A 20683-nucleotide genomic window follows, 5' to 3' on the forward strand; every position below is an offset into this window, starting at 1 on the left:
CGACTGGTTTTATCTAGACCCAGTCGTCAGTTTGATCTTAGCTCAAATTTTTCCTTATTTTCTAGTCGTATATAAATAAATAGAATACTTATGACGTTAGCGTTAACAGGCAAAAAGCAAATTGTTGTCGAGTTTATTGAAAGCAAAATTGCTGACAATAAAATACCGGCAGGTGAAAAGCTCGATACCGAGTCAGGAATAGCTAAAGCCTTAGGTATTACTCGAGCGACCGTCCGAGAAGCAACACGTTATTTGGTTGAAAAAGGCATTATCTATCGCGTTAACGGTTCAGGCCTTTATGTCGGTGCACCAAACAAACAAAGCAGCGGCAATTTCCATGTGCTCTCTCCATTCGACCACCAAGCTCAGCAAGCCGGACAAAGCGCTGTTCGCCAAGTACTTTCTAGTGCGATTATTGAAGTTCCTTCGGTGCAAATCGCTCACGCTCTTAGAATAAAACCGAATGAAAAAATTTATTACCTTGAGAGACTAATGAGTTTTGGTAACATGCCTGTCTCATTCGAAAAAATTCATATTCCAATCAACGTTTGTGATTCATTTGAATTCAATAAAGTCGAAGAATCAAAATACAGTTATATGGAGCAATTAACAGGCAAGAAAGTCCAGTTAAGAGAGCAAGATATTTCTGCCTTCAACCTTAGTGATGCTGGGCTCGCTAAATTACTCAAAGTCGACGAAGGGCAAGCAATGATTGAACTGCGTGAACTGGTCTCTTTTGATGATGGCACACCATTTGAATATACCGTCGCGACCATTAACAGTGATTTATTCAATATACATCAAGTGGTCAGAAGGTAGATAGAAAGGCATAACGCTGACGAGCTCATCAACTATCTAGTAACTATTTGCATAATATGGAATTCTGGGAGGATAATGTTCGCCTATACTAATTTAGGTTTATAAGCCTAATGATAAACAAAGGAATGGTAACTATGTCCTTATTAAAACCTGTTTTTGCAACTTTTGCTTGTTGTTCTCTGTTGGTTTCAACGTTCACTCTCGCTCACGCTAAGCTGCCTCTTTCTCCTGATCAGCTCAGCCAACCTTACCCAAATATTGAAGTGCAAACGCTGCACTCAGCACCAGAACTGATCACGCTATTTAAACAGCACCATTACCAACTGGATAACGTCGCAAAGACCTCAAGCTTACCGGCATACTTTATTGAAAACCTCCCTGATGATCTCAACAACCTGCCGGTAGAGCAAAAAACATCCGGGTTTATTCGCTTATTACTACCAACCATCCAAGCGGTTAACGATCAAGTTTTAGCCGTTCGCCATCAAATTGAAGCGCTTGCCAATAAACCTGCAAGCGAGTGGTCAAGCAGTGAAACGCAATGGCTCAATCAACTCTATGCTTCATACAATGTCAAATCGAATAACATCCAAGATCTCCTGCTGCATGTGGATATTATTCCCGTTGGAATGGTGCTAGCACAAGGCATCGATGAAAGTGGTTGGGGAACCAGTCATTTCGCCATCAAAGGTAATAGCTTGTATGGTGAACATCTTCCTGCCCATGGCGGTAAATACCTCACCACCCCTGGCGGACATGTCAAAGTTGCGGCGTTTGATGATCTTTTTCAAGGCACGGCCAGCTATATGCACAACCTCAATACCACCGGAGCCTACCAAGAGCTTTGGCACTTACGTCATCAGTTGCGTGAGCAAAACAAGCTGACAGGCCATGAACTTGTTCAAGCCTTATCACACTACTCTACTCGTGGTGAAGCCTACGTAGATAATCTACGCGCACTCATCAAACACCACCAGCTCGATAGCTTCGATAACGTCAAACTCGATAGTCAGCAAAGCCTGCGCATTCGCTTCACCCACTAAGCCATCCTGTTCTCATATAAAGCAGTACCCAGCACAAGTGAAGGTACTGCTTTATCACTTACCTCTCTGTCAAAATTCGGTCATAAAAGCCATTCCCAGCCAAGCAGGTAGAATAAAACGCTTACCCCTTACTACTGTTACAGATTAAAATAGCGACCAAAGCACCTACTCTATTTTTATGTTTACTCACACCAGAGTGAGCAAGGACGTCTTATGAAAAGCAATAAAATTGCCACCATTGCCATCCACGGCGGAAATCAGACAGATAAAGGCAACAACGCCATCTTTCCACCAATCGTGACCGCAAGCTCATTCATTCAACCGAATCTCGGTGAGAGTGGTGAGTTTTTCTATTCACGCTGCGGTAACCCAACACGCAATGCTTACGAAACAGCATTAGCCGAGCTTGAAGGTGGCATTTATGCTACGGCCACCGCGTCTGGCATGGCGGCAACATCACTTGCTTTAGAGGTGCTATCTAAAGATGCGCATGTAATTGTAATGTCGAGCGTTTATGGTGGAACGTATCGCTTATTTGAAAGCTTACGTACTCGTACCTCTGGCTTAGAATTTAGCTATGTGAACTTAAACGATCTCGATGCCGTTACTGCTGAAATTCGCGATAACACGGCATTGATTTGGATTGAAACGCCAACAAACCCATTACTAGAACTGGTCGACGTTGAAGCGATCTGTGATCTAGCCAAACAACATAATATTACCACTTGTGTCGATAACACTTTCTCGACTGCGTGGAACCAACGCCCATTTGATCTTGGTGCTGATATGGTGATGCTCTCTACGAGCAAATACATTGGTGGTCACTCCGATGTTATTGGCGGCGCTTTGATTACCAATAACCCTGAATTGGCAACTCAAATCAACGCATATAAGACCACAGTCGGCGCTATCGCTTCGCCATTTGATTCTTATCTTGCACTACGCGGCTTAAAAACCCTCGATGTTCGCATGGAACGTCACTGCGCTAACGCACTAAAAGTCGCGAAGTTCTTAGAAAATCACCCAAAGATCACGGAAGTTCATTACCCAGGCCTCGCATCTCATCCACAACATGCATTGTGCCAACGTCAGATGAAAACCGGAGGGGCGGTTGTCACTATTCGACTTGCCGGTGGTGAAGAGCAAGTAAGACAGTTCATCGCTAAGCTGCGTTATTTCGTGTTAGCAGAATCATTAGGTGGCGTAGAGAGCATGATCAATCACACCGCTTCAATGTCACATGGTTCGGTACCAAAACAAGAGCGAGAAGCGATGGGGATTTACTTTGAAACCTTACGTCTTTCGATTGGTATCGAAGATGCTGATGATCTTATCGACGATCTACAACAAGCATTAGAGGGTTAAGCGATGGTTGATTACGGTATTTGGACCATTATTACCCCCTTGGTTACGATTGGTCTGGCGATTGTGACCAGACAGGTGATTCTATCTTTACTGGCGGGTATTTTTGTCGGCTTCACCGTGCTAAATGGCTTTAATCCGCTACTCGGCGTGGAATCGACATTAGATGGTATTGTCGGCATTTTTGCCTCAGCCAGTTCAACAAGAACCATTTTGTTCTGCTTTATGGTTGGCGGACTGATCCGTCTTATCCAAGTCACAGGCGGCACTAAAGCGCTAGTTCGTTATTTGACCGAAAAAGCCAACATCATCAACAACAAAAAAGCAGTTCAATTACTGGCAATGTTCATTACCAGTGTCATTTTCATTGAGTCATCAATTTCTATCATGGCCGCGGGCACATCCACCAGCGAGCTGGCCAAGCGCTACGGCGTATCACGTGAAAAGATGGCTTATGTTATTCAAGCTTCGTGTGTGTCTGTTTGCTCGAGTATTATGATCAATGGTTGGGGCGCGGCAATGATGGGCGTTATCGGCGTTCAAGTCTCAAAAGGATTTCTTGATGGCGAACCCTTTGCCATCTTAGCCGGTTCAATGGTGTACAACTTTATGGCCTGGCTATCGTTAGCGTCCGTTTTATTTTACATCCTATCGGGTTTCAAATGGGGCTCAATGGGTGAATCGGAAGTCAGAGCCGCCAGTGGTAAAGAACTGCGTGACGGCGCTTTCCCGATTACATCGGAAGACGATGTGAGCATTGTCGAGTCAGCTCAGGATAAAGAATCACTGCTTAACTTTTTAGTTCCGCTGATTCCCACCATCTTGATGGTTCCGATTGGTTTATACATTACTGGTGGAGGCGACATTTCCAATGGCTCAGGCTCAACCTCTGTCTTTTGGGGCGTGATGCTAGGAACGCTATGCTCATTTATTTACTTCGTTGGTAAGAAGCTGTTGACCATCGACAGCTTTTTTACTCACCTATTTGATGGCTACGCCTCGATGATCCCACTTGGTGCGATCATGACACTGGCTTTCTTAATGGGTAACATCTCGGGTGATCTCAATACCGGCGCCTATATTACCCAAGCGATCGACGGCGTGATCCCTTCCGGTTTCTCAGCCGCCTTTGTATTTTTAATTGCTGTTGTGATGGGGATCTCTACCGGAACCTCATGGGGCACCTTCTCCATCATGATCCCTATCGGTATCCAGATTGGCGCCGCGGTCGGTATTGAACCACAATTGATGATTGGAGCTGCGATCTCTGGTGCCATTTTCGGTGATATGACGTCTCCAATCAGTGATACCGGTATTGTCTCTTCTATGGCGACAAAAAACGACCATATCGATCACATCCGAACTCAATTCCCCTACGCGATCGTGACCGGGATAATGGCAACGGTACTCTTTACCATCTGCGGCTTTAGTATGCTGGGCTAACCCTCAAGTGAGCCTACTACCAATAAAACCAGCGCTGAAATGCGCTGGTTTTTTATAGGAAACGATTACCTCGTAAGATTCCAAAACCTAATAACTCTTCGCTATTGAGAATACTCATTTTTTTGCATATTTCACTACCCAAACCCCTGCCTGATACCTATAATCCTCAGCCTTTTCCCTACACGCTAACGACAAACTATAAACACTGAATGAACCGTTTACCTACCTCTGAATTTCGTTTTTACATTTCTCGATTCATCGCAATCTTCCTCTTATTGAATTGCATGTTTATCGCCATTTTTTACTACGACCTAAATTCGGAGATGGAGACACGTGCAAGTAATATTCAAGTGCAACAAAAAGCGCTACTGGAAGGTAAAAAAGATTACATCGAGTGGGTAATGAGCTCAGTGGTGAAAGAAACCGCATTACTGGCAGATATTTTGACGCAACGGAAGATCTATCACACCGCCGCTCTACCAGAAAGTGAACAAAAACAGGCGCAACTTCAACAGTTTGCCAATGCCCTTAAAGTGATTAGCCATCGTAAAGAGATCTATGATCAAATCCGTTATCTCGATATAAAAGGCAATGAAGTCATTCGCATCAATTTCAATGATGGGGTACCGACAATCGTGCCTAAAGAGGCACTACAAAATAAACTACACCGTTACTATTTCGATGAAGTACTACGGCTCGGCTGCCGAAAAATCTATGTATCCCCTCTCGACCTCAATATCGAACATAGTCAAATTGAAATACCATTCAAACCAATGATTCGCATTGCGACGGCAGTATTTGATGAGTCGGGAACTAAACAAGGTGTCGTGGTCATCAACTATCTCGCGCATTACCTGTTGGACGGGCTTGAGCTGTTTAATCTCAATAGTGGTACTAACTATATGCTGATTAACAGTGCTGGTGATTTTTTATATAACCACGCTAAGCCTGAGCTTGAATTTGCCTTCATGTTTGATGCATCAAAATCGGCAACCATCTATTCTCAGTTTCCCACGGTAGCAGAACAAATAAAACAAACTCAAAAAGGTCAATTTGAAACCAAAAATGGCATCATGACCATCGAGTCTGTCGGCAGTCTTGGCCGCGACAACCCTTATTGTTTTCAGGAATATCACGTTAGCAGCAATGATTCGACAAGATGGAAATTGGTTTCGTTTAGTTCATTTGACCAGCAGTTAAACCTGTATAATGCACTGATTTCGCACGCTACGTTGTTTGTACTGGGCTTTGGTATTAGTGCGATTCTTGCCGCGCTAATCACCCACTATCAACTGCGTAAATATCGTGACGATAAGCGGATACATTATCTCGCACACTATGATAGCTTGACTAACTTACTCAACCGCTGGGCATTTAGGAGCAAATCCGAGCAGCTCATTCGTTCCTATACGAAATGGCAAAAGCCGCTATGTTTGATTTATATCGACCTTGATGATTTTAAATCTATCAACGACAGATACGGCCATGCGACCGGAGATAAGGCATTGATCCACGTTGCGGAGATGATGACAAAAACCTTTGGTAATAATGCACTACTTTGCCGCCTAGGCGGAGATGAGTTCGCCGTGCTATTGCACAATGACAAACATCTCGACCAGCCAGAGCAATTAGCCAACAAACTCATCCAGATGCTGCAAGCTCCGATCGAGGTTGCACCACAGGCTTATGACCAAATAAACATTAGTATCGGGGGGATTGTGGAGCGCTCTGTACACACCCATCTTGATGAGCTTATGCATCAAGCAGATATGGCGATGTACCAAGCTAAGCGTGCGGGAAAAAATTGTGCTGTAATCACCCGCTCAGAACCACAATAGTCAGCCACAATAAATCTGTCAGCCAGAGTAAATTTCAGCACTAGCTTGTAACAACTGCATGTGCATTGGGACCAAATCTCGATGCACACTGCGGTAACCGCCGCCCACAACACAAGCAATCGGAATGTTACGTTGCTGCGCTAATGCAAGAATAAAGCGGTCACGTTGATATAAGCCCTGCGTTGATATATTAAAATAACCAAGCTCATCATCTTGATGAATATCGACACCCGCATCGTAGATAATCACATCTGGCCGATACAAGTTAATGGTTGTTTCAACCACAGAGTAGAAATGCTCCAGAAATTCGTTATCTTGTGTCTCTCGTGCAAATCCAATATCAATATCCGAACTTGGTTTTCTAGCCGGGAAATTTTTGTCGCAATGAAAAGAGAGCGTGATAATACGTTCATCATCGCTACACATGGTTGCGGTACCGTCACCATGGTGTACATCACTGTCCACAATCAAAACTCGATCTATCTTTTCCAGCGTTAATGCTTGTTTGGCACTAAGGACTAAATCGTTAATTAAGCAAAATCCGCTACCAAAATCATAGTGTGCATGGTGATAACCACCACTTAGATGGATAGCGATCCCCTGCTCGATTGCCAGTTGCGTCGTCAACCAGGTACCACCAGCCGAGGTAAATGTGCGTTCAATCAACGCTTCACTCCAAGGGAAACCAATTCGACGCATTTTCACCGCTGGTAACCGGCCATTCACCAAAGCATCAATATAGTCAGAGCAGTGATACTGACTGATCGTCGCTTGAGTTAACGGCTTAGGTTGAAACACCATAAAGCGATTTGCCCACTCTCCCTGCATTTTGTCAGTAAGCGCATGATAAAGAAGACGATATTTATCGATTGGATAACGATGCCCCTCAGGGAGAGACAACTGAGAGTAGATCGGATGGTAGATGACTGGAATCATGGATAGGCAAGTATTCACATCAAAATCAAGATGAACTATGTTAACAGCTTGCTATTAATCGACAACTTAGATTTAATGTAAATAGTTATCAATTAGATTTGTAAGTTATGCGTCCTTCTCGTTTAATGCTTTTGCTTGGCGTCATCGCCGGATCAATCGGTGCTGTGATGGCTTTTATCACCATGATGGTTATCTCTGCAGCAGTCAGTTATTGGTTGCTAATGTATTGAAGGCTAAGCCTTATTCATACACCACCGGTGACCTTTATACTGTCCGCTCTCTAATACTGTCATGGCATTTTTAAACGTAAAATCCATTATTTTTTTCTGATTGCTTGAATTTTTTGCGCTTCGCTCCAGACTTATTATGATTTCACTCAATAAGGAGCATGAGCATGGCTGACCGACATTTGGTTAACTTTAGTGAAGATCACGAACTAAATTATTGTTTGAGAAGTACAGGTAAACGGCAAACCCAAGCCAATAGAGATGCCCTTGTCGATTTAGGTCGACAGGTCAAAAATCAGTTAGGCAAACGGGTATTAACACAAACAGACGTAAAAGGGGCCATCGTTGATAACGAAAACCTGTTTGATTGATCGATAAGCGGCATCATCACTATGCCGCTTTCATCAGCACAATATTACTGTTCTATGATTTCTTAGCGGATGGTGCTTTTTTTGTACTGCGCTTACGACGTTTGAATGCAGGCCTTTCCACCTTAGGCAAATAACGCAAGGATTCTGGTACGACGCCCTGTTTTACGTGTCCCATCAATGCATCCATTCTCGCGAGCAAATCACTCATAAAGGGTTGATATGCTTGATTACGTTCTGCCATCGCTTGCAACTGATGCTCCCAATGCGCCGTCATATCCGGATAGGTTGACTCATCTGGTAAAGCATTAACTAAGCCTCGACCGGCGGCAGAGCTTAAAATACTTTTACCTTGGCGCGTTAATAATTGGCGCTTGAATAAGGTATCCAAAATACCCGCGCGAGTCGCTTCTGTACCTAAACCGTCAGTATCACGCAGAATTTTTTTCAATTCTTTATCGGCAACAAAGCGGGCAATCCCCGTCATCGCTTGTAATAACGTCGCTTCAGTAAAATGCTTAGGTGGTTCAGTTTGGTGTTGTTTTAATTCACCTTCACGGCAAGTCAATACTCGCCCTTTTTCCAATGGCGGAACGCTGTCAACACCGCTATCTTCATCGTCACTTTTCCCCATCAGCACTTTCCAGCCAGCTGTCACTAATTGACGCCCTTTGGCAATAAACTTCCCACCAGCAATATCAAACACCAACTTAGCCTCGGCGTAGACTGCTGCCGGATAAAACTGAATTAAATATTGGCGTGCAATCAGTTGGTAGACTTTCATTTCATAGGAAGAAAGTGCGTTCAAAGCGGCTTTTTTCGGTGTCGGTATAATGGCATGGTGGGCATCCACTTTTTTATCGTTCCACGCTTTGGACTTTTGGCTTAAATTGGCGCCACGCACAGCACTTGCCAACTCTTGAGCATTATTGGCAATCGCCTCACATACTGACGGAGCTTGAGCAAAATGTTCTACGGGTAAATATCGACTATCAGAACGCGGGTAAGTGATCAGCTTATATTTTTCATATAGTGACTGACACGTATCGAGTACTTGTTGGGCACTCATGCCAAAGCGTTTGGCTGCATCAATTTGCAGCGCAGACAAAGAATACGGTAATGGCGCAGTTTGCTTAGTTTGCTTTTGCTCCGATTCAATCACCGTCGCGGGTTGATTTATAATACGAGCGGCCACATTTTCAACTAATTTACGATTCAGAACACGGCCTTCTTCATCTTGCCAAGGCTGACACGCTTCACTTGGTTGCCATTTTGCGCGGATATCAAAGCCACCAGACTCACCTTGATAAGGGATTAAGGCATGTAAAGAGAAGTAATCACGCGGAATAAAGTTTTCAATTTCCTCATCGCGACGCACCACCAAACCTAATACCGGTGTTTGCACTCGGCCAACAGACAGTACGCCTTGATAGCCCGCTTTTTGGCCAAGCAAGGTATAAGCTCGGGACATATTCATACCATAAAGCCAATCCGCTCGAGAGCGTGCTAATGCAGAAACTGACAATGGAATAAAGTCACGGTTACTGCGCATGTTAGACAAGGCTCGCTTGACCGCAGGTAAGTTTAAATCGCTGATCAAAAGACGCTGAGCAGACTCTTTTTTGCTCTTAGTGACTTTGCAATAATCAAGTACCTCATCCACCAGCAACTGTCCTTCTCTATCAGGGTCGCCCGCATGGATAATTTGATCGGCATCTTTGAGGAGTTTACGCACTACTGTCAGCTGTTTGCTAGCGCTTTTCCGCGGCCGGAGCTGCCATTGTTGCGGCACAATCGGTAAATCAGCCAGATTCCATTTTTTATAGCGCTCGTCATAAGCGTCTGGCTCAACCTGCTCTAGCAAGTGGCCAATACACCACGTCACCACGTCATTGTTACCACAGCGAATAAACCCTTGATCGTTTTTCTTTGGCCCGGGTAGAGCCGCCGCAATAGCGCGACCAAGGCTTGGTTTTTCAGCGATAAACAGACGAGACATAAATTAAATCTGCACAAATAAATAAGGCCACATTATCCAATGTGGCCTTAATAATTCAAGAAAAACTGTAAATTTAAACAGTATTATCTGATGGGGTACTTATTCCGCATCACCTTGTACGCGTGCTGCCGCTTCTTTCACTAATGGTTGAAGCTCGCCTTTTTGGAACATTTCCATGATGATGTCGCAGCCACCGATTAGCTCACCTTCAATCCACAATTGTGGGAAAGTTGGCCACTGTGCGTAAGCAGGAAGCTCAGCACGGATATCTGGGTTTTGCAGAATATCAACGTAAGCAAATTTTTCGCCACAGCCCATAAGTGCTTGTGCAGCTTGAGAAGAGAAACCACAGCTTGGTAGTTTTGGTGAACCTTTCATGTATAGAAGGATTGCGTTCTCAGCGATTTGCTGCTTAATTTTATCAATAGTTTCCATTGCTTCCTCTTGATGGCGTTACTGCAATATATCGCCATATTCTAAACCATTAACGCAGAATAAAAAGCACAGAATGTTTAGGGAATTAGACTGTTTGTTTCCTAGCTATGACAAAAAGTCATCGTTAAAGAATGTGAATAGGGCCCACGTTTACAACATTTAGCTGCTAATTCCTTGTATTTTGTGTGCTTTAATAAACACTTAGATACCAACTTTCACCTAGATAATTTACATTTGCATGCTTTTATTCAAGCAAAAACTTGCTAAACTAGGCGACAGTCAGTCGAATCGACAACGAAACGGCCTAGGCCGATTCGGATAAAATAACAATTAATTGGAAGCAATCGAAAGAGGTCACTCTTTCCACCTATAATGGAGAACCGAGCAATGGCATTCGAACTACCAGCTCTTCCTTACGCAAAAGACGCACTAGAACCACACATCTCAGCTGAAACGCTAGATTTCCACCACGGTAAGCACCACAACACTTACGTTGTTAAGCTAAACGGTCTTATCCCTGGCACTGAGTTTGAAGGCAAAACACTAGAAGAGATCGTTAAAACTTCTACTGGTGGCGTATTCAACAACGCAGCTCAAATCTGGAACCACACGTTCTACTGGCACTGCCTAGCGCCAAACGCAGGTGGCGAACCAACAGGTGCAGTGGCAGACGCAATCAACGCGGCATTCGGTTCTTTCGAAGAATTCAAAGCGAAGTTCACTGATTCTGCAATCAACAACTTTGGTTCTTCTTGGACTTGGCTTGTTAAAAAAGCTGACGGTTCTCTAGAGATCGTTAACACCTCTAACGCAGCAACACCACTGACAGAAGAAGGTACAACACCTCTTCTAACGGTTGACCTGTGGGAACACGCTTACTACATCGACTACCGCAACGTTCGTCCTGATTACATGGGCGGCTTCTGGGCACTGGTTAACTGGGATTTCGTTGCAGAAAACCTAGCAAAATAATTTAGCCTAAGCGCAAATTGATTAAAAAGCCTGCATCTAGCAGGCTTTTTTTATTCTGGTAACAAAATTACTTAAAGTTTCTCGCTCTCTCGCCGTTAATTTAACTGAGCAGAGAGGAACAAAATGCCAGTCGAAACCATTAATAACATCAGCACCATCAGCGAGCTTCATTTCAGCCGTGGTATTAACCACGCTGTCCATGAAGGGCGTCGTGCCGACTTTGCATTACTGGTCTCAATGTTCTCTAACGATGTGCGTGATAACACGCCAGTCGAACAAATTGACACCACTGAAATTACCGATGCCTCTTTACGGCAACGCTTCGATCTGCAAGCACCGCAACAACTCAGGTCCGATCAAAGTTCTTACCAGATCTCAGCCCAACAGGCACACCAGTTCCACCATGGTGGTTTAGCCAGTGCAAAGTTGGCGCACTATCTGGTGCCGGAAGTGCTGGTTTATCGGCCGGAACAAACTCACGATCTCCCCGAAGAGGTTTACCATAACCTTTCCGTTCACCAGCAGAGCCAACTCGGCAGTAAGGCGGCGAAAAAGCTGATGCCCTTTGATTTATATAATCAGCTGGTCACGGCTCAGCGTACCTATCAAATTCAGGCTCAGGCTTAAGCCATATAATTCTCAAATAAGTGACACATACTGAAACACGGTAACAGAATGTGAATAAACGCAAATTATGAACACTCAATGAAATATATGCACAACTTATTTGACCTTATTCACATCTAAATAACATTTTATCTACCATTCTTTGTGAACAGAATTTTCGTCCAATTTATATGGAGATGTTTGTTTATGAATATAGGAAGCGCGGTGATATTAGTGACAACCGCAGGATCACAAACTGGCAGCACCTTAGCGGGACACTTTTCATCACTTGGCGCAACGGTGGTTGTGTGTGATACGGATAAACGTCTACTCAACGAAACTTATCAACGTTGTCGTGGCGTAACCGACAATGTTCATCAGTACCCGTTAGACGATCATTCGATTCAATCTATCCACCAACTGTTCAACTTCATGGACAGCACCCTGAACTCATCGCCCGATGTATTGATCAACAGTTTCACAGCCGAAGCGATGCCGGACATTTTTGACCAAGGGGCGAGCCACGTGTTTTCACAGCATCTTGCCATGATGGCCAATACCCTATTTAGCTTTGGTCAAGCCACAGCAGAGCGTATGCGGAATGAGAAAAAAAATGGCGTGATTGTGAATGTTATTGGCCATACTGAGAACAAGGCTATCACCGGGTTTGATAACGCTTCCTCTATGGTGGCGGGGTTTACCCAGAGCTGGGCGAAAGAATTAACTCCATTCAATATTCGAGTTGGTGGGGTCGTTCCTTGCAGCGAAAAAAATGGTCAGCACTGGGCAGAAGTACAAGATGAAGTGATCAGAAATACCGAATATATCGTTGCCAATGATTATTTCAGCGGCCGAGTCGTGGCCGCCTAATCGCCAAAATCAATAAACTAACTCATTACTGTTGCAGTATTTGCTCGGCCGCTTCTTCCAGCAGGTCGAGCACCAACTCAAAGCCCTGCTCTCCGCCATAATAGGGATCGGGAATCTCTTGATGTTCAGATTGCCCATAACTTAGATAGAGCTTAATTTTGTCTTGGTATGGCTCAGGACAAATTTCGTTTAGGTCGTTAATATTGGCACGATCCGCGGCTAAAATAAGATCAAAATACGCGAAATCAGCCACTTCAACTTGTCTCGAGCGAATCCCTTTAAATGAGTAACCACGGCGCTCGCCCGCTTCTCTTGAGCGCGCATCAGGAAGGTTGCCTTGGTGATAGCCAATTGTGCCAGCAGAGTCGATTTCTACTTCTAAGCCAAGTTGCTTCGCTTTAGCGCGTAACACAGCTTCACCTGTGGGTGAGCGACAAATATTGCCCATGCAAACCACCAGTATTTTCTTCATCTTGGGTTCCTTACCGTTATTCTTTCATGCCATTTCTCTGACCTGTCTTTATCATAGCGAGATAAGCCATCAGCACAAATGTCCTTTAGCGGAAAGTGAAGATAAGTGTTGTTTGCGATAAAAAAAGGATTGAGTTTGTACTCAATCCTTTTTATAAGCTTGATGTGACTGTTTAGTGGCGCTTAAAGCGCCCTACCAATTCTACTGCTCGTAATTGAGCCAAGGCTTTGCTCAGTTCCAACTGTGCTTGCTCAAAGCTCACACTCCCCACTTGAGAGTGGTTAATGTTGTCTAATGCCATTTGGCGGGCACCTTCAGCACGAGCTTGATCAATATCCCTGCCATGCAGCGCTGTATCCGCCAGCACCATCACCGTATCTGGTTGCACTTCAAGCATTCCGCCTGAAATATACAAGATGGTTGGCTCTTGCTTAAGTTCAGTCACAAAACTGGCAATACCCGGTTTAACGTTACTGATCAGTGGTGAGTGACCAGGACGAATCCCTAACTCACCACTGGCACCAGAAATCGCTAAGGCATGAGCAGGACCAGAAAAGATCGTACCTTCAGCACTGACAATTTGAAGCTCAAAGGTATTCTCACTTACTGCTATCGCCATATGTACTCCTTAGCCGTTATAGTTTTTTGGCTTTCTCTAGCACTTCATCAATTGAACCACAGTACAAGAAGGCTTGTTCTGGAATGTCATCGTATTGACCTGATAACAAGCCTTTAAAGCCTGCTATGGTATCTTTAAGCGGAACAAAGACACCTTTTTGTCCAGTAAATACTTCGGCTACATGGTAAGGCTGAGTAAGGAAACGCTCTACTTTACGTGCGCGTGACACCAGTTGTTTATCTTCTTCTGATAGCTCATCCATACCCAATATCGCGATGATGTCTTTCAGCTCTTTATAACGTTGCAGTGTCATCTGTACATTTTGTGCGACTTCGTAATGCTCTTGACCAACAATTAATGGATCCAATTGACGTGATGTTGAGTCCAGTGGGTCAATCGCAGGGTATAAACCAAGCGCTGCAATGTTACGAGACAACACCACGGTCGCATCTAAGTGCGCGAAAGTCGTTGCTGGTGATGGATCCGTTAAGTCATCCGCTGGTACATATACCGCTTGAATCGAGGTAATCGAACCTGAGCGAGTAGAGGTGATACGCTCTTGAAGCACACCCATTTCTTCAGCCAACGTTGGCTGGTAGCCAACCGCTGACGGCATACGACCTAACAGCGCGGATACTTCTGTCCCTGCAAGGGTATAACGATAAATATTATCGATAAACAGCAGCACGTCACGGCCTTCATCACGAAAGCGTTCAGCCATGGTTAGGCCTGTTAGTGCAACGCGTAGACGGTTACCCGGTGGCTCGTTCATTTGGCCGTAAACCATCGCCACTTTATCCAGAACACCGGCTTCTTTCATCTCAAAGTAGAAATCGTTACCTTCACGGGTACGTTCACCAACACCAGTGAAAACCGATAACCCAGAGTGAGCTTTCGCAATGTTATTGATCAACTCCATCATGTTGACAGTTTTACCAACACCGGCACCACCAAACAGACCAATTTTACCGCCTTTGGCAAAAGGACATACAAGGTCGATAACTTTTACGCCAGTTTCTAATAGATCAGTGCTATTCGCTTGCTCTTCATAGCTTGGTGCTGGGCGGTGAATACCATAACTGAGTTTTTCACCAATTGGACCACACTCATCGATTGGTTCACCCAATACATTCATAATACGACCAAGGGTTTCTTCGCCCACGGGCACAGTGATTGGCTCGCCAGTTGCGCGTACCGCAAGACCACGGCGCAGGCCGTCTGATGAACCCATTACTATGCAGCGTACGATGCCACCACCCAGTTGTTGTTGTACTTCTAATACCAGTGATGAAAACTCTTCATCCACTAAACGCAACGCATCATACACACGTGGGCCGGTATTATGTTCAAATTCTACGTCAACGACAGCGCCGATGATTTTTACAATTTTGCCGATACTCATTATTAACCTCGGAATGTTCTTTATACCGCTTGCGCGCCGGATACGATTTCACTCAATTCTTGAGTGATGGCCGCTTGTCTGGCTTTGTTGTACACCAAACGCAGATCGTCGATCAGTTGGCCTGCATTGTCGGTTGCCGCCTTCATCGCAACCATACGAGATGCTTGTTCGCACGCGACATTTTCCACTGTACCTTGGTACACTTGAGACTCGATATAACGTTGAATTAGCTCATCTAAGATCACTCGCGGATCTTGTTCGTAGATATAATCCCAACGCGATTTTTTCTTCGCATCACTATCCAAATCGTCTTTCGGATAAGGCAATAGCTGCTTGATTGTCGGAGCTTGAACAATGGTGTTCTCAAACTCATTAAACGCAATATACAAGCGATCAATTTCACCTTGTTTATAGTGTTCAAGCATCGCTTGTACGGTACCGAGTAAATCTTCCAATTTTGGTTGGTCACCCAGCCCTGAAGTTTGAGCCACTACATGAGTCACACCGTGAAAAAAACTGATCGCTTTTGAGCCAATCAATGTGGTATCCACATCAACGCCCTTTGCGCGCCATTGCTGCATCTCACTGAGCACTCTCTTGAATAAGTTAATATTCAAACCACCACATAGACCACGGTCTGATGAGATGATGATATAAGCGACACGCTTCACTTCTCGTTCCATCAGAAATGGATGACTGTATTCAAGCGTCCCAGCCGATACATGGCTGATCACTCGACGCATACCTGCTGCGTAAGGGCGAGTCTTTTCCATGTTCTCCTGCACCTTACGCATTTTGCTGGCGGCTACCATTTGCATCGCACTGGTGATCTTTTGCGTACTGTTAATACTGGCGATCTTCGTGCGAATCTCTTTTGTATTTGCCATAAAAAGCTCCGCTCTTATCTATTCAAGGATGACGCAATTACCAAGATTGCAATGCAACAAACTCTTCTAATAGCTTGGTAAGCTCGGCTTCGATTGGTTGGTTGAAATCGCCAGTGGCATTGATTTCTGCCATCAACGCAGAGAAGTTAGATTTCGCATAAGCGATCAATCCTTCTTCAAATGCGCCTACTTTTGCCAATTCAACACCATTGAGGAAACCGCGCTCAGCCGCAAAGATAACCGTTGCTTGCTCAGCGACTGACATTGGTGCGTATTGCTTTTGCTTCATCAACTCAGTCACTCGCTCACCATGATCAATTTGACGACGAGTTGCGTCATCCAAATCAGAAGAGAACTGAGCAAACGCAGCCAATTCACGGTATTGAGCTAATGCAGTACGAATACCACCAGACAGTTTTTTGATGATCTTGGTTTGCGCGGCACCACCGACACGAGAGACTGAAATACCAGGGTCAACCGCAGGACGCAGGCCAGAGTTAAACAACTGAGTTTGCAAGAAAATCTGACCATCAGTAATCGAGATTACGTTGGTTGGGACAAATGCAGATACGTCACCAGCTTGCGTTTCAATAATGGGCAATGCAGTGAGCGAACCGCTCTTACCTTTGACTTCACCATTGGTAAAACGCTCAACATACGCTTCGTTTACACGAGCTGCCCGTTCTAGTAGACGTGAGTGAAGGTAGAAAACATCACCAGGGAATGCTTCACGACCCGGCGGGCGTTTTAGTAGCAAAGAAATTTGACGGTAAGCGACCGCTTGTTTTGACAAGTCATCATAAACAATCAGCGCATCTTCACCACGGTCACGGAAGTATTCGCCCATGGTACAACCCGCATAAGGAGCCAAGTATTGTAGCGCCGCTGATTCTGATGCTGATGCCACGACGACAATCGTGTTTTCCAGCGCACCGTGTTCTGCCAGCTTACGCACCACATTTGCAATGGTTGAGGCTTTCTGGCCAATCGCAACGTAGATGGCTTTTACGCCAGAATCTTTTTGGTTAATGATGGCATCAATCGCCATCGCTGTTTTACCGGTTTGACGGTCACCGATGATCAACTCGCGCTGACCACGGCCAATTGGCACCATGGAGTCTACGGCTTTGTAGCCAGTTTGAATTGGTGTATCTACCGATTTACGGTCGATTACACCCGGGGCAATGATTTCAACGGAATTGTATTGCTTCGCGTTGATTTCACCCAAGCCATCAATTGGCTGACCAAGTGTATTAACCACTCGACCTAAAAGTTCTGTGCCGACAGGGACTTCCAAAATACGGCCAGTACCTGTGACTTTCATACCTTCGCTAAGGTCTGCGTAAGGTCCCATCACAACCGCACCAACGGAGTGACGCTCAAGGTTAAGAGCTAATGCGTAACGATTACCCGGCAGCTCGATCATTTCACCTTGCATCACATCAACAAGGCCATTGATGGTAATGATACCGTCGCAAATCGACACGATGGTGCCTTCATTACGTGCTTGTGTACTAATGTCAAACGTTTCAATACGTTGTCTAATTAGATCACTAATTTCTGTTGAGTTTAGTTGCATATTAAATACCTACTACACGTGCAAATTGGTTGCTAAACGTTGAATTGAGGTCTGCAATGAACCATCAATCACCAACTCGCCGGCTTGAACTACCATGCCACCGATAAGACTTCTATCGATCTTGCTCGTCAGGTTGATATGACGATCAAACTTCTTCTCAAGAGCTTGCAGCAGTTCTTCATGCTGCTCATCATCTAAAGGCTCTGAGGTAGACACCGTCACATCAAGGCGTAAATCGTTGTCATCTTTCAATTGAGTAAAAAGATCAGCAACACTACGCATGACGACTAAACGCTGATTTTCTGCCATCAGCTTAAGCAAGTTCTGAATATGTAGATCAATAAATCCATCGCATATCGAGAACAGTAAGTGCAAGAAGTTATCTGCTTCAGATTTTCCTCCCTGCTCTAAAGCTTTCACTTGAGGGCGTAAACTTGGCTGCGCCATCACATTGGTGACGAGGTTTAACCCAACCATCCATTCGTCAAGTGCGTCACTTTCTTTTGCAAAATCAAAAGCCGCTTTGGCATATGGGTAAGCAATGGTTTGAATATCTGACATGTTGCTTCCCTATTGCGTTAAATTTGCTTAATCATCTGATCAACAAGATCACGGTTTGATGCCGTATCCAGATTTTTGTTGATCAGCTTTTGTGCACTTTGAATGACAAGATCTGCCATTTCAGCTTTAAGCTCTTGGCGAAGACGATTACGTTCAGCTTCAACCTCAACATCACCTTGAGCGACAATGCGTGCTTTCTCTTCTTCAGCTTCTTTTACTGATTCTTCAATAATTTGTGCACGACGTTTTTGCCCTTGCTCTATCAGCTTATTGACGTCTTTTTTCGCTTGATCGAGCATTTGCTCGCAATTTGCTTGAGTCAACGCGAGCGCTTGCGCGGCATCTTCAGTATTGCGTAAGCCTTGTGCGATCTCTTGCTGGCGTTCATCCAGCAATTTGACAAGTGGTGGCCATACATACTTCATGCAAAGCCAAACAAAAATCGCAAAGGATATTGCTTGACCAAGCATTGTTGCGTTTAAGTTCATCTTGCCCCCTAATTAACAGACAGTACTTAGTTTTGATCTGGTTAAGGACAATTACGCGACCGCGAAGATGATATATAGACCAATACCAACACCGATCATTGGTACCGCATCCACCAAACCCATCATGATAAAGAACTGTGTACGTAGCATTGGGGTTAAATCAGGTTGACGAGCAACACCTTCAAGATATTTACCTGCTAGGTTACCGATACCGGAAGCAGCACCTGCTGCACCTAAACCAATTAATAGTGCACCAGCAACGTAAAGAACTGCACTTACCATATCCATAAATAACTCCGATATATTTGTATATAATTTAAAACTAGAAAATAAATTTAAATATTAATGATGTTCTTCAACAGCCATCGCTAGATAAACAACAGTTAGAACCATAAATATAAATGCCTGCAGACAAACAATTAATATATGAAATAGAGCCCAAGGAACACTTAGCGCCCATTGCATCCACCATGGCATCAATGCAATTAAGATAAATATCATTTCACCCGCATACATATTGCCAAATAATCGTAAACCAAGAGAAATCGGTTTAGAAATTAACGTTACGAGTTCCAGAATAAAGTTCACTGGATATAACAACGGATGTTGAAATGGTTGAGTGGTTAACTCTTTAATAAAACCAACTAGACCTTTTGCTTTAAGCGTATAAAAAATCACTAAGAAAAATACACCTAAGGCCATCGACATTGAAACATTCACATCCGCCGAAGGCAGATCTCTGAAATGATCAAAACCAAGCCAACGAGCAAGAGCTGGAACAAAATCAACTGGGATTAAATCAATCGCATTCATCAACAGCACCCAAACAAAAATGGTGAGTGCCATTGGACCAATTAACTTATCTTTTGATTGGAAGATTTCACCCACCAAGTTGTTTACAAACTCAAACACAACTTCAACGAAGCATTGCAAACGCCCCGGAACACCACGAGTACCCTTTGATACCGCGTATCTAAATATCCCAATAAAAAGAAAGCCAAGAATCCAAACCATGAACATTGAGTCCATGTTTAATGCCCAAAAACCCGTCCCCTTGGTCAGAAATGTCAGATGATGTTCAATATACTCATGAGCAGTCTGTACACTCTCCACCTACGCCTCCTTAGCATCATCATCGAGTACTTGTTTATATAGAAGTGGCGCAACAAAGTAACCGAGGAACGTAATGGCATAGCTGATTAATATCACGACATTTCGCATTTTGAAAAAATGGAAAACGAGTGCAAACGAAATTACCGTATAGACTAGTTTTACACTTCCGCTTAATTGCATTAAATCTTTTAAATCAACATTAGGTCTGTATTTTACTTTACGGCTAGCCACAAACATCCCAAACATACCTGGAATAATTGCTAAGAAAACACCAATCAACGCCGATTCAATATTTAACTCTCTATGAAATGAAGATAATACCTCAAATGCAACTGCAAAAAGACCGAAGGTCAATTGGCATAACATTATTTTCCTCATCGCCAATAATATATCTTTACTAGCAGTACTTTCTTTCATAGTTATACCTTTTAGTCTCGCTCTATTCTATCTAACGATAAAAAGAATCAATGAATATAATTATTCGCAGTGCCTTCCTGTTGCGGAAAATAAACTACTCCTAATTTATAAATATGGAAATTGCAAAAATCGAGCTTTATCATTCCATTTCTGAGCGGATAATAATTGGTAAACAATGGCCATTAACGACCAAAAAACACACAGGGGAAATAATTTAGTTTTATTTT

The 20683-nt window shown here is 44.0% G+C and carries 22 protein-coding genes; 9 read left to right on the plus strand and 13 right to left on the minus strand.

From position 1 onward, the window contains the following. Window positions 1-90 precede the first annotated feature (90 nt). The 5 genes from RH86_RS17855 (at window position 91) to RH86_RS17875 (ending at window position 6505) form a co-directional block, all read left to right on the plus strand. Complete coding sequence (locus RH86_RS17855) at window positions 91-819, plus strand: GntR family transcriptional regulator (RefSeq protein ID WP_009387831.1); 729 nt, start codon at window positions 91-93, stop codon at window positions 817-819. Window positions 820-953: 134 nt separating this feature from the next. Beyond that, window positions 954-1862, plus strand: a complete 909-nt coding sequence (locus tag RH86_RS17860; RefSeq protein ID WP_009387833.1) for a glucosaminidase domain-containing protein — start codon at window positions 954-956, stop codon at window positions 1860-1862. A 213-nt stretch (window positions 1863-2075) separates the two neighbouring features. Continuing rightward, window positions 2076-3227, plus strand: a complete 1152-nt coding sequence (locus tag RH86_RS17865; RefSeq protein WP_009387834.1) for a trans-sulfuration enzyme family protein — start codon at window positions 2076-2078, stop codon at window positions 3225-3227. 3 nt (window positions 3228-3230) lie between these two features. Continuing rightward, a complete protein-coding gene (locus RH86_RS17870) occupies window positions 3231-4667 on the plus strand; it encodes a Na+/H+ antiporter NhaC family protein (RefSeq protein WP_009387836.1) in 1437 nt (478 codons plus the stop codon). A gap of 209 nt (window positions 4668-4876) precedes the next feature. Continuing rightward, window positions 4877-6505: a sensor domain-containing diguanylate cyclase gene (locus RH86_RS17875; protein ID WP_009387838.1), complete on the plus strand. Its 1629-nt coding sequence runs from the start codon at window positions 4877-4879 to the stop codon at window positions 6503-6505. 18 nt (window positions 6506-6523) lie between these two features. On the opposite strand, the gene RH86_RS17880 is transcribed toward RH86_RS17875, so the two are convergent. Continuing rightward, entirely contained in the window at window positions 6524-7441 is a 918-nt protein-coding gene (locus RH86_RS17880) for a histone deacetylase (protein ID WP_009387839.1), read from the minus strand. A 394-nt stretch (window positions 7442-7835) separates the two neighbouring features. Between RH86_RS17880 and RH86_RS17885 the strand changes: the two genes are divergently transcribed. Next, the gene (locus RH86_RS17885) at window positions 7836-8039 is read left to right on the plus strand and encodes a hypothetical protein (protein WP_005593921.1); all 204 of its coding nucleotides are present in this window, start codon (window positions 7836-7838) and stop codon (window positions 8037-8039) included. Between the two features lie 52 nt (window positions 8040-8091). On the opposite strand, the gene RH86_RS17890 is transcribed toward RH86_RS17885, so the two are convergent. Next, window positions 8092-10035, minus strand: coding sequence for a DNA topoisomerase III (locus RH86_RS17890; RefSeq protein ID WP_009387842.1), 1944 nt, complete (start codon window positions 10033-10035; stop codon window positions 8092-8094). A gap of 99 nt (window positions 10036-10134) precedes the next feature. Then, a complete protein-coding gene (locus RH86_RS17895) occupies window positions 10135-10470 on the minus strand; it encodes a Grx4 family monothiol glutaredoxin (protein ID WP_005593917.1) in 336 nt (111 codons plus the stop codon). A gap of 387 nt (window positions 10471-10857) precedes the next feature. Here RH86_RS17895 and sodB point away from each other — a divergent pair, with 387 nt between their 5' ends. The 3 genes from sodB (at window position 10858) to RH86_RS17910 (ending at window position 12918) form a co-directional block, all read left to right on the plus strand. Next, complete coding sequence (sodB, locus tag RH86_RS17900) at window positions 10858-11442, plus strand: superoxide dismutase [Fe] (protein ID WP_005593916.1); 585 nt, start codon at window positions 10858-10860, stop codon at window positions 11440-11442. Window positions 11443-11565: 123 nt separating this feature from the next. Continuing rightward, a complete protein-coding gene (locus RH86_RS17905; RefSeq protein ID WP_009387846.1) occupies window positions 11566-12069 on the plus strand; it encodes a VC2046/SO_2500 family protein in 504 nt (167 codons plus the stop codon). A gap of 186 nt (window positions 12070-12255) precedes the next feature. Next, window positions 12256-12918, plus strand: a complete 663-nt coding sequence (locus RH86_RS17910) for an SDR family oxidoreductase (RefSeq protein ID WP_009387848.1) — start codon at window positions 12256-12258, stop codon at window positions 12916-12918. A 25-nt stretch (window positions 12919-12943) separates the two neighbouring features. Here RH86_RS17910 and RH86_RS17915 read toward each other — a convergent pair whose 3' ends face one another. From RH86_RS17915 to RH86_RS17960, 10 genes are all read right to left on the minus strand, one after another. Continuing rightward, the gene (locus RH86_RS17915) at window positions 12944-13390 is read right to left on the minus strand and encodes a low molecular weight protein-tyrosine-phosphatase (protein WP_009387849.1); all 447 of its coding nucleotides are present in this window, start codon (window positions 13388-13390) and stop codon (window positions 12944-12946) included. Window positions 13391-13562: 172 nt separating this feature from the next. Next, window positions 13563-14009, minus strand: coding sequence for a F0F1 ATP synthase subunit epsilon (locus RH86_RS17920; protein ID WP_009387850.1), 447 nt, complete (start codon window positions 14007-14009; stop codon window positions 13563-13565). Window positions 14010-14025: 16 nt separating this feature from the next. Beyond that, window positions 14026-15411 (minus strand): F0F1 ATP synthase subunit beta, encoded by a 1386-nt coding sequence (gene atpD / locus RH86_RS17925; protein ID WP_009387851.1) that lies wholly within the window; start codon window positions 15409-15411, stop codon window positions 14026-14028. A gap of 20 nt (window positions 15412-15431) precedes the next feature. Continuing rightward, complete coding sequence (atpG, locus tag RH86_RS17930; protein ID WP_009387852.1) at window positions 15432-16298, minus strand: F0F1 ATP synthase subunit gamma; 867 nt, start codon at window positions 16296-16298, stop codon at window positions 15432-15434. Between the two features lie 37 nt (window positions 16299-16335). Next, window positions 16336-17877, minus strand: coding sequence for a F0F1 ATP synthase subunit alpha (gene atpA, locus RH86_RS17935; RefSeq protein WP_009387853.1), 1542 nt, complete (start codon window positions 17875-17877; stop codon window positions 16336-16338). Window positions 17878-17889: 12 nt separating this feature from the next. Continuing rightward, on the minus strand, window positions 17890-18438 hold the full coding sequence (locus tag RH86_RS17940; protein ID WP_009387854.1) for a F0F1 ATP synthase subunit delta: 549 nt from the start codon (window positions 18436-18438) through the stop codon (window positions 17890-17892). 17 nt (window positions 18439-18455) lie between these two features. Then, a complete protein-coding gene (locus RH86_RS17945; RefSeq protein WP_009387855.1) occupies window positions 18456-18926 on the minus strand; it encodes a F0F1 ATP synthase subunit B in 471 nt (156 codons plus the stop codon). A gap of 51 nt (window positions 18927-18977) precedes the next feature. Continuing rightward, window positions 18978-19229 carry a F0F1 ATP synthase subunit C gene (atpE, locus tag RH86_RS17950; RefSeq protein ID WP_406734049.1) on the minus strand — a complete coding sequence of 84 codons (252 nt, stop codon included), beginning with the start codon at window positions 19227-19229 and terminating at the stop codon, window positions 18978-18980. Window positions 19230-19268: 39 nt separating this feature from the next. After that, window positions 19269-20039: a F0F1 ATP synthase subunit A gene (gene atpB, locus RH86_RS17955; RefSeq protein ID WP_009387856.1), complete on the minus strand. Its 771-nt coding sequence runs from the start codon at window positions 20037-20039 to the stop codon at window positions 19269-19271. Beyond that, window positions 20040-20456 (minus strand): hypothetical protein, encoded by a 417-nt coding sequence (locus tag RH86_RS17960; RefSeq protein WP_009387857.1) that lies wholly within the window; start codon window positions 20454-20456, stop codon window positions 20040-20042. Between the last annotated feature and the right edge of the window lie 227 nt (window positions 20457-20683).

The organism is Vibrio sp. N418, assembly GCF_000222565.1.
In the GTDB taxonomy this organism is placed as follows: Bacteria; Pseudomonadota; Gammaproteobacteria; order Enterobacterales; family Vibrionaceae; genus Vibrio; species Vibrio scophthalmi.

Bases quoted from the DNA above. Each gene is read 5' to 3' on its own strand.
- RH86_RS17920 (WP_009387850.1), bottom strand. From the start codon at position 14,009: ATGGCGATAGCAGTAAGTGAGAATACCTTTGAGCTTCAAATTGTCAGT.
- RH86_RS17865 (WP_009387834.1), top strand. From the start codon at position 2,076: ATGAAAAGCAATAAAATTGCCACCATTGCCATCCACGGCGGAAATCAG.
- RH86_RS17875 (WP_009387838.1), top strand. From the start codon at position 4,877: ATGAACCGTTTACCTACCTCTGAATTTCGTTTTTACATTTCTCGATTC.
- RH86_RS17890 (WP_009387842.1), bottom strand. From the start codon at position 10,035: ATGTCTCGTCTGTTTATCGCTGAAAAACCAAGCCTTGGTCGCGCTATT.
- sodB (WP_005593916.1), top strand. From the start codon at position 10,858: ATGGCATTCGAACTACCAGCTCTTCCTTACGCAAAAGACGCACTAGAA.
- RH86_RS17855 (WP_009387831.1), top strand. From the start codon at position 91: ATGACGTTAGCGTTAACAGGCAAAAAGCAAATTGTTGTCGAGTTTATT.
- RH86_RS17910 (WP_009387848.1), top strand. From the start codon at position 12,256: ATGAATATAGGAAGCGCGGTGATATTAGTGACAACCGCAGGATCACAA.
- RH86_RS17940 (WP_009387854.1), bottom strand. From the start codon at position 18,438: ATGTCAGATATTCAAACCATTGCTTACCCATATGCCAAAGCGGCTTTT.
- RH86_RS17880 (WP_009387839.1), bottom strand. From the start codon at position 7,441: ATGATTCCAGTCATCTACCATCCGATCTACTCTCAGTTGTCTCTCCCT.
- atpG (WP_009387852.1), bottom strand. From the start codon at position 16,298: ATGGCAAATACAAAAGAGATTCGCACGAAGATCGCCAGTATTAACAGT.
- RH86_RS17885 (WP_005593921.1), top strand. From the start codon at position 7,836: ATGGCTGACCGACATTTGGTTAACTTTAGTGAAGATCACGAACTAAAT.
- atpA (WP_009387853.1), bottom strand. From the start codon at position 17,877: ATGCAACTAAACTCAACAGAAATTAGTGATCTAATTAGACAACGTATT.
- RH86_RS17960 (WP_009387857.1), bottom strand. From the start codon at position 20,456: ATGAAAGAAAGTACTGCTAGTAAAGATATATTATTGGCGATGAGGAAA.
- RH86_RS17895 (WP_005593917.1), bottom strand. From the start codon at position 10,470: ATGGAAACTATTGATAAAATTAAGCAGCAAATCGCTGAGAACGCAATC.
- atpD (WP_009387851.1), bottom strand. From the start codon at position 15,411: ATGAGTATCGGCAAAATTGTAAAAATCATCGGCGCTGTCGTTGACGTA.
- RH86_RS17860 (WP_009387833.1), top strand. From the start codon at position 954: ATGTCCTTATTAAAACCTGTTTTTGCAACTTTTGCTTGTTGTTCTCTG.
- RH86_RS17870 (WP_009387836.1), top strand. From the start codon at position 3,231: ATGGTTGATTACGGTATTTGGACCATTATTACCCCCTTGGTTACGATT.
- RH86_RS17905 (WP_009387846.1), top strand. From the start codon at position 11,566: ATGCCAGTCGAAACCATTAATAACATCAGCACCATCAGCGAGCTTCAT.
- RH86_RS17915 (WP_009387849.1), bottom strand. From the start codon at position 13,390: ATGAAGAAAATACTGGTGGTTTGCATGGGCAATATTTGTCGCTCACCC.
- RH86_RS17945 (WP_009387855.1), bottom strand. From the start codon at position 18,926: ATGAACTTAAACGCAACAATGCTTGGTCAAGCAATATCCTTTGCGATT.